Annotated in this window: 6 protein-coding genes; all 6 read right to left on the bottom strand. The window is 71.3% G+C overall.

Going from position 1 to position 7965, the window contains the following annotated elements; translation table 11 throughout:
* Positions 1-103: 103 nt before the first annotated feature.
* The 6 genes from AB0I81_RS48920 to AB0I81_RS48895 all read right to left on the bottom strand — a co-directional run bounded on the left by AB0I81_RS48920 (position 104) and on the right by AB0I81_RS48895 (position 7964).
* Positions 104-1057, bottom strand: a complete 954-nt coding sequence (locus AB0I81_RS48920) for an electron transfer flavoprotein subunit alpha/FixB family protein (protein ID WP_360673441.1) — start codon at positions 1055-1057, stop codon at positions 104-106.
* A gap of 19 nt (positions 1058-1076) precedes the next feature.
* Positions 1077-1856 carry an electron transfer flavoprotein subunit beta/FixA family protein gene (locus tag AB0I81_RS48915; protein ID WP_360673439.1) on the bottom strand — a complete coding sequence of 260 codons (780 nt, stop codon included), beginning with the start codon at positions 1854-1856 and terminating at the stop codon, positions 1077-1079.
* Positions 1857-2069: 213 nt separating this feature from the next.
* Complete coding sequence (locus tag AB0I81_RS48910) at positions 2070-3287, bottom strand: serine/threonine-protein kinase (RefSeq protein ID WP_360673436.1); 1218 nt, start codon at positions 3285-3287, stop codon at positions 2070-2072.
* Between the two features lie 35 nt (positions 3288-3322).
* Positions 3323-5101: a serine/threonine-protein kinase gene (locus tag AB0I81_RS48905; RefSeq protein WP_360673433.1), complete on the bottom strand. Its 1779-nt coding sequence runs from the start codon at positions 5099-5101 to the stop codon at positions 3323-3325.
* Between the two features lie 25 nt (positions 5102-5126).
* Positions 5127-7319 (bottom strand): protein kinase, encoded by a 2193-nt coding sequence (locus AB0I81_RS48900; RefSeq protein WP_360673430.1) that lies wholly within the window; start codon positions 7317-7319, stop codon positions 5127-5129.
* A gap of 132 nt (positions 7320-7451) precedes the next feature.
* Entirely contained in the window at positions 7452-7964 is a 513-nt protein-coding gene (locus AB0I81_RS48895) for a YbaK/EbsC family protein (RefSeq protein WP_360673427.1), read from the bottom strand.
* Position 7965: the final 1 nt, after the last annotated feature.

Here is a 7965-nt window from a genome sequence, read left to right as displayed (position 1 = left end):
GCCCATACCACGCGCTGCCCGGGGGGGGCCGGCGTGTCCCCCCCGGGGGGGGGGCTGCGGCGAATGCCGCAGCCCCCGACGTCACAACCTGTCCCGGCTCTGCCTACTTGCGCTTGTTGACCTCGTCGGTCAGTTGCGGGACGACCTGGTGGAGGTCGCCCACCACGCCGTAGTCGGCCAGCTCGAAGATCGGCGCCTCGGGATCCTTGTTGATCGCGACGATCGTCTTGGCCGTCTGCATGCCGGCCCGGTGCTGGATGGCCCCGGAGATGCCGGCCGCGATGTAGAGCTGCGGCGAGACGGTCTTGCCCGTCTGCCCCACCTGGAACTGGTGCGGGTACCAGCCCGCGTCCGTGGCGGCGCGGGAGGCGCCCACGGCCGCGCCGAGCGAGTCGGCCAGGCCCTCGATGACGGAGAAGTTCTCCGCCGAGCCCACGCCGCGCCCGCCGGAGACCACGATGGCGGCCTCGGTCAGCTCGGGGCGGGCGCCCTTCTCCTGCTTGACCCGCTCGACCACGCGGGCGGCCTTGGCGGCGTCGGACGCGGAGAAGGAGACCTCCTCCTCGGCCCCGGCGCCGGCGGCGGCCACGGGGGCGGTGGAGTTGGGGCGTACGGCGATGATCGGCGTGCCCTTGCGCACCCGCGAGTGCACGTTGACGCCGCCGCCGAAGATGGACTGGTCGGCCACGAAGCCCTCGCCCACGCCCACGGCGTCGGTGATGACGCCGGAGTCGGTCTTGACGGCCAGCCGGCCGGCGACCTCCTTGCCCTCGGCCGTGGCGGCCACCAGCACCGCCGCCGCCGACTTGGCGCTCACCAGTTCGGCGAGCAGTTCGGCCTTGGGCGCGACCACGTGGTCCACGACCTCGTCCGAGGCGGCGACGTAGATCTTCTCGGCGCCGTACTCGGCCAGCCGGGCCTTGGCCTCGGGCGTGAGGCCGGGGCCCGCCCAGACGGCGGCCGGGGTGCCGAGGGAGCGGGCCAGGGTCAGCAGCTCCAGCGTGACCTTCTTGACCTCGCCTTCGGCCTGCTCGACGAGAACGAGAATTTCCGACATGTGCGATTTACCCCCGCTCTCAGATGAACTTCTTGGACGCCAGGAAGTCGGCCGCGTTCACGCCGCCGTCGCCCTCGTCCTTGACGATCGTGCCGGCCGCACGCGGCGGGGCGGGCGCGAAGTCGACCACCTCGGACCAGGCGGCGGCCAGGCCAACCTGCGCGGCGTCGATGGAGGCGTCGCCGATGGCCAGCGTCTCGACCGGCTTCTTCTTGGCCGCCATGATGCCCTTGAACGAGGGGTAGCGGGGCTCGTTGATCTTCTCGACCACGGAGACCACGGCCGGCAGCGTGGCCTCGACCACGTCGTAGCCGTAGTCGGCCAGCCGCTGCACCTTGATCGAGCCGCCCTCGACCTCGACCTTGTTGGCCAGCGTGAGCTGCGGCGCGCCGAGCCGCTCGGCCAGCATCGCGGCCAGCACGCCGGTGCGGGCGTCGGTCGACTCCGAGCCCAGGATGACCAGGTCGAACCCGATCTTCTTGAGCACCTGGGTCATCGCGTACGAGGTGGACAGCGCGTCGGAGCCGTGCAGCGCGTCGTCGCTGAGGTGGACGGCCTTGTCGGCGCCCATGGCCAGGGCCTTGCGAATGGTCTCGGTGGCCCTGCCGGGGCCCATGCTCAGGACGGTCACCTCGCCGCCGTGGGCCTCCTTGAGCTTCAGCGCCTCTTCGACCGCGTACTCGTCTAGCTCGTTGACCACGCCGTCAACGGCGTCCCGGTCGAGCGTGTTGTCATCGGACCGCAGCTTGCGCTCGGTCGCCGTGTCGGGGACCTGCTTCACGCAGACGACGATGTTCATGGCCGGTGGCCGACCTCCCGTAGTTCGCGTGCGCCTCCGCCTCGCTGCGGTGACGCCGAATGCATCTGTTCAGACTGCCAGGTGCCCGCAGGACACCCGACAGAGGGTCTGCCGTGGTAGTGCCGTTATGTTACCCATCGGTAGCTTACGCGCAAACCAACCGCCGATGCGATCCATCCGTCACCACAATACCGAACTATATTCTGGCGTAGCTCAGGCGGACAGCAGGAAGACCACGCCCACCACCAGCGCCGTGCCCGCGAACAACGCCAGCGTGAACGTGCTGAACGACGCCGCCAGCCCGAAACAGAGCCCGACCGCGCCCACCAGGCTGACCGCGTCCGCGACCAGACGCCCCCGCCGGAACGGGCCGCGCGAGAACAGCGCGACCCCGGCGTCGGCCACGACACCCACCGCGTACGCGGCCAGCAGGAAGAGCGACACCTCCGGCAGCGGCTGCCGGGCGGCCGCCGCCAGCAGCGACACGAACAGCCCCGAGCCGATCAGCCAGCGCCTGCGCACCTTCTCCCGGTGCCTGGCCCTGGACTCCTCCACCGAGCGCCGGTACCGCTCCTTGCCCGGCCGCCACTCCCTGGTGGCCGTCTCGTCGGAGGTGGGGCGGCGCCGTGCGACCGGAGCCTCATGGCGCCGCGGCACGTGGGAGACCGGCTCGACGCCGAGCTGCGCGCAGATCTGCGCGGCCGTCGGCCTGGCGGCCGGATCGGTGGACAGGTACTCGGCTAACAAGGGCGCCAGCCACTTCGGCACGCCCTCCAGGTCGGGCGAGTGGTGCACCACCCGGTAGGCGACCGCGGAGGCCGGCCCCTGCCCGTACGGCTGCCGCCCGGTGGCCGCGTACGCCAGCGTCGCCCCGAACGAGAACACGTCGGCCGCAATCCCCGCGGCCCTGCCTTCGAGCACCTCGGGGGCCAGATAGCCCGGCGTGCCCACCACCGCGCCCGAGGCCGTGACCGACAACGAGTCGAGCGCGCTGGCGATGCCGAAGTCGATGACGACCGGCTCGCCCTCCGTCATCATCACGTTCGCCGGCTTGAGATCGCGGTGCACCACCCCGGCCTCGTGCATGGCCAGCAGCGCGTCGGCCAGCCCGCCGGCCAGCAGCCGCAGGTCGGCCACGGGCACGGGGACGGCGCTGAGCGGCCGGCCCTGCACGTAACGGGTGACGAGATAGGGCCGCGCGCCCTCAAGGCCGGCGTCGAGCACCTCCGCCACGTGCGGCCCGCCGACCCTGCGCATGGTCTCCACCTCGCGCGCCAGCCGGGCCAGCGCCCCGGCGTCGGCGGCGACGTGCGGATGCAGGACCTTGACCGCGACCGTCCTGCCCTCAGGATCGAGCGCCAGATGCACCTCGCCGAATCCACCAGCGCCTAGACGGGAGACAAGCTCGTACGGGCCGAGGCGCTCGCTCATACCTCATCTCTCCCCTGAGGGGACGGCGGGAACACTCAGGACCAGGGATTCAGCCACCCCAGCCCCAGATCCTTGAGCAGATCGCCGACCAGCCCCGTGATCAGACCGATCGTGCTCTGCCTCGCGTCGTTCGCCAGATTGTCGATCACCGTCTCGGGCGCCTGCCAGGGCGTCCACACCGTGTCCTGCCCCAGCGCGAACATCACCGCGAACAGCGCCACCGTGCCCACCGCCACCACCGCGACCAGCGCGGCGCCGGGGCTGCGCAACACGCCGGTGAGCGTGCGCGTGACGGCCTTGCGCGGCGCGCCGCCGCCCGGCAGCACGAACAGACCGGCGGCGAAGGCGCCCGCCGCGAACGCCGCCGCCTCGTTGACGCTCATCTGCCCGGCCCAGTGCAGGACCCCCCAGACGCACACGCCGAACAGCAGCGCCAGCGGTACGTGCACCACGGTCACCAGCGCGGACTTGAGCAGCGCCCATGGCGTGCCGAGCACCGCCAGCAGCGGGTCGGCCGCGCTGCTGCCGCGCGTCTGACGCCGTTTGACCAGGTCGCCGAAGAGGTATTCGCCGATGCGCAGCACGAGCGCGAGCGCGACGGCCACCGCGCCGACCATGACCGGCATCATGACGGTCAGCGCGACCAGCGAGACGAGCAGCAACAACCCGACGAACTGGCTGCCGAACAGGTATTTCTTACGCTCCGACGGCGGCGTGTACTGCGGCGGCGGCGTGTAGGGCCGCACCTGCGAGGGCGCGGTGGGCTGCGGCACCAGCCTGCGGTCCTGCGGCGGCTGACCGGCCACCCGCTGGTCGCCGTACGGCACCGGCCTGGCCGACATCGGCGCCGGCACGTAGGGCGGCGGCCGCTCCTCACGGCGCGGCGGCGCGGGCGGGGCGGGGGGCGGCGTCCTGTTGTACTCGACCGGCGGCAGCAGATCGGAGAAGCTCTCCATGACCCGCGTACGGTTGCCCACCCGCTTGGTCCCGGTGGGCCCCTCGTTGAACGTGGTCACGGCCGGGTCGAGCGCCCTGGCCATCCGCAGCAGCTCCTGCGCGCCGGGCCGGTTCTCCGGATCGACCTGCAGGGCCCGGCTGAGCCAGCCGCGCAACCAGGCGGGCGCCTTGTCGATCTGCGCCCGCCCTTCCATGATGTTGAAGCAGACCGCCTCGAACGTTCCCGTGCCGAACGGCGGCGCCCCGGTCGCGGCGAAGAACACCGTCGAGGCCAGCGCGTGCACGTCGGCCGCCTGGGTGATCTCAGAGTCACGGATGATCTCGGGCGCCAGATAGCCCGGCGTGCCCACGAACATGCCCGTCTGCGTCAGCCGGGTGGCGTTGACCAGGTGGGCGATGCCGAAGTCGATGACCAGCGGCTCGCCGTCGACCAGCATGACGTTGGACGGCTTGAAGTCACGGTGGATCACGTCGGCCGCGTGGATGGACACCAGCGCCTGGCACAGTCCCTGGGCCAGCCTGATGATCTCACGCGCCTCCAGCGCGCCCTCCGACAGGACGGTGTCCTCAAGGGTGCGGCCGGGCGCGAAGCGGGTCACCACGTACGGCTGGCCACCGACCAGCTCGGCGTCGATCACCTCCGCGACGAACGGGCTGCGCACCCTGCGCATCGTCTCCACCTCGCGCGTGAGGCGGTCACGCGCCTTGAGGTCGGCCGCCACGTGCGGGTGCAGGACCTTGATGGCGACCTCGCGCCCCTCGCCGTCCAGACCGAGATGGACGACCCCCATGCCGCCCTCGCCGATCTTCCTGATCAGGCGATAGGGGCCAAGACGTTCCGGTGCTTGGGTGCTCATCGCCACCTTCCCCGCATCATCCCCCTCAATTCGCCCCCAGCTTGCCGAGCTCTCTGGCCACTTCCACTTCTATGACGTCCAGCGGAGCCCATACGGCCTCCCTCTCTGGAGATTCCCCGAACGTGCCGATCGCGAGGAGCAGCGAGAGCGCGGCAGCCGCCGCGAGGACTCCCGCCATCACCATCGCCGCTGTTCTCGAGGGTACGAGGGATGCGAGCGTTCTGCGCATCTGTTTGCCCGGACCTTCGACTCCGGGGCCTGCGCAGACGGTCCACAACGCGACCGCGGCGCCCCATCCCAGGGCGTTGACCGGCTCCATCCCGGCCACCACGGTGAGCAACAACGTCACCGGGAGGCCCAGGATCAGCGCGTAGAGCACGAGCGCCACCGTGATGCCCGCCGACTTGGCCAGCGCCGCCGGTTGGGCGAACACGCGTACCACGTCGAGCGCCGCCGCCCCGGCCGGCCTGCGGGCCGCGAGCCGGGGCTGGGCCAGGTCGGCCGCGCGCAGCAGGATCGCGATCGGGACCGCCACGATCGACACCAGCACCGGGGCCAGCGCGGCGGCCACGACCAGCAGGACCAGCAACATCGCGCCGGCCACGCCGTAGGCCCTGGAACGCTGCAGCGGCTTGCCCGGCTGGCTGCTCGGGATGTACGGCTCGCGCTTGGTCCTGATCGGGTCCGGCTGCGGCGGCGGGAACTGCGGCTGCTGGGCCGGGATGTACGGCGGCGGCTGCACCGGGATGGGCTGCCGGCCGTAGTCGTGCGGCCCTGGTCCCGACCCGTGGCGGCCGTAGTCGGGCGCGCCGGGGCGGCCCGAGTTCGGGCCGGAGCCGGGCCCCGCGTTGGGGCCGGAGTTCGGCGCCTGCTGCGGGCTCTGGGTGAGCCTGCGGAATTCGGGCGAATCGGAGCGCACCCGCCGGGTGGGCACGTCGGCCTCCGGGCCGTGCGCCGGGGCCGCGGGACCATTGCCGCCACTCTGCGACGCCTGGTTCTGCGGCGCCTGGTTCTGCGCCGGGTGCGAATGCGTCTGTGGCTTCTGCGGCGGGTACAGGCCCGCCTCGCGCTGGATCTGCCGCAGTTCCTCCGGCGGCACCCTGCGGGTCGGCCAGGGGTCGGGCTGGTGCGGCAGCAGCGAGACGTACGGCTGATCCTGCGACGGCGCAGCCGGCTGCTCCTTGCCGTCCTTGCCGTCCTTGCCGTCGAGCAGTTGCTTGGGCGTCACCGGCGGCGTCGAGATCTCGTAGGCCGGCTTGTCCGCCACGCGCGGCGGCTCCGACGCACGTGACGGCTCCGAGCCACGCGACGGCTCAGCAGCACGTGACGGCTCGGGGGCACGCGGCGGCGGGCTCATGAACTGGGCCGGCTCGTGCGGCCGCGGCATGGTCGAGATCTCGTCGGGCGAGCCACCTGCCGCCGGCTTGGCCTTGGGCAACATCCTGGCGGTCTGCTCGGCCAGGTCGGCCGCCTTGGGCCGCTTGGCCGGGTTGCGCTGGAAGGCCGCCTTCAGCAGCGGCCGCAGCTCCGGGGGCGCGGCGCTGATGTCGGCCTTGCCCGCGGTGATGTTGTAGAAGATCATCTCCAGCGTGCCCTTGCCGAAGGGCGGCTGGCCCGTTCCCGCGTACAGCAGGGTGCCTGCCCACGCGTGGATGTCGACCTCGGGACCCGCCTCCTGGCCCTCGATGATCTCGGGCGCGAGGTAGCCGGGCGTGCCGATGAACATGCCGGTCTGCGTCAGCCGCGTCGCATCCACCGCCTGGGCGATGCCGAAGTCGATCAGCACCGGCTCGCCGTCCATGAGGAGCACGTTGCCGGGCTTGAGGTCGCGGTGGATCACGCCCACCGAGTGCACGACGGCCAGCGCGGAGGCCACCCCGTGGGCGATCCTCAGCAACGCGGGCAGGTCGAGCGGCCCGTCGTCCTTGACTATCTCGTCGAGCGGCGGGCCGGGCACGTAACGCGTGACGATGTACGGACGATGACCGGTCACATCGGCGTCGAGCACTTCGGCGATGTACTTGCTGCGCACTCTGCGCATGGTCTCGACCTCGCGCGAAAGCCGGCGCCTGGCGACCTCGTCACCGGCGACCTCTCCGCGCAGGACTTTGACCGCCACCTGCCGCCCCTGGGGGTCGACAGCGAGGTGGACAACGCCCATTCCGCCTTCACCGAGCCGCCTGAGCAGCCGGTAAGGGCCTAGTCGGTCATCGTTCATGGCATGAAGCACCATACCGGCTTAATCCCCGCCCACGAGATGAACCATGAGGCCACATTCCCACTCGTACAACGTCCAGAACGGCCCACCCGGTTTCCCAATCAACGGTCTCGAATCGGCCTCAGTTTTCCTTCAGCCGGCCAAGGAGAGCACCTCTGCCCTCTTCAGACCCGCCAGCGCGGCGCCTGATACGGCGAGCTTCGATCTGCGCACGCCGCTTCCGATCACCACCCTCCGGTGCTCGGCGACGTGCGTGTCGACCAGGACCGGCCACTCCTCGGGCAGTCCGAGGGGCGTGATGCCGCCGTACTCCATCCCGGTCAGCTCGACCGCCTGCTCCATCGGGGCGAAGCTGGTCTTGCGGGCGTCGAGGTGCCTGCGCACCACGCCGTTCACATCGACTCGCATCGTCGCGAGCACCATGCACGCGGCATAGCGCGTCTCGCCGCCCCGCTTGGCCGCCACCACGACGCAGTTGGCCGACTCGTCAAGAGTCACGCCGTACCTGTCGCAGAACGCCGCCGTGTCGGCCAGATCAGGGTCGATCTCGGCCACCTCGACGCCCTCCATATTCGGTACGACACGTGCCACCGGATCAGCCAGAAGGTCGATCCGCTCGGCCGCGGGCACCCACACCAACGTCATT

The organism is Nonomuraea sp. NPDC050404, assembly GCF_040655495.1.
In the GTDB taxonomy this organism is placed as follows: Bacteria; Actinomycetota; Actinomycetes; order Streptosporangiales; family Streptosporangiaceae; genus Nonomuraea.
Note: the sequence above shows the minus strand (reverse complement) of the source record. Positions and strands in the feature narration are given on the sequence as shown.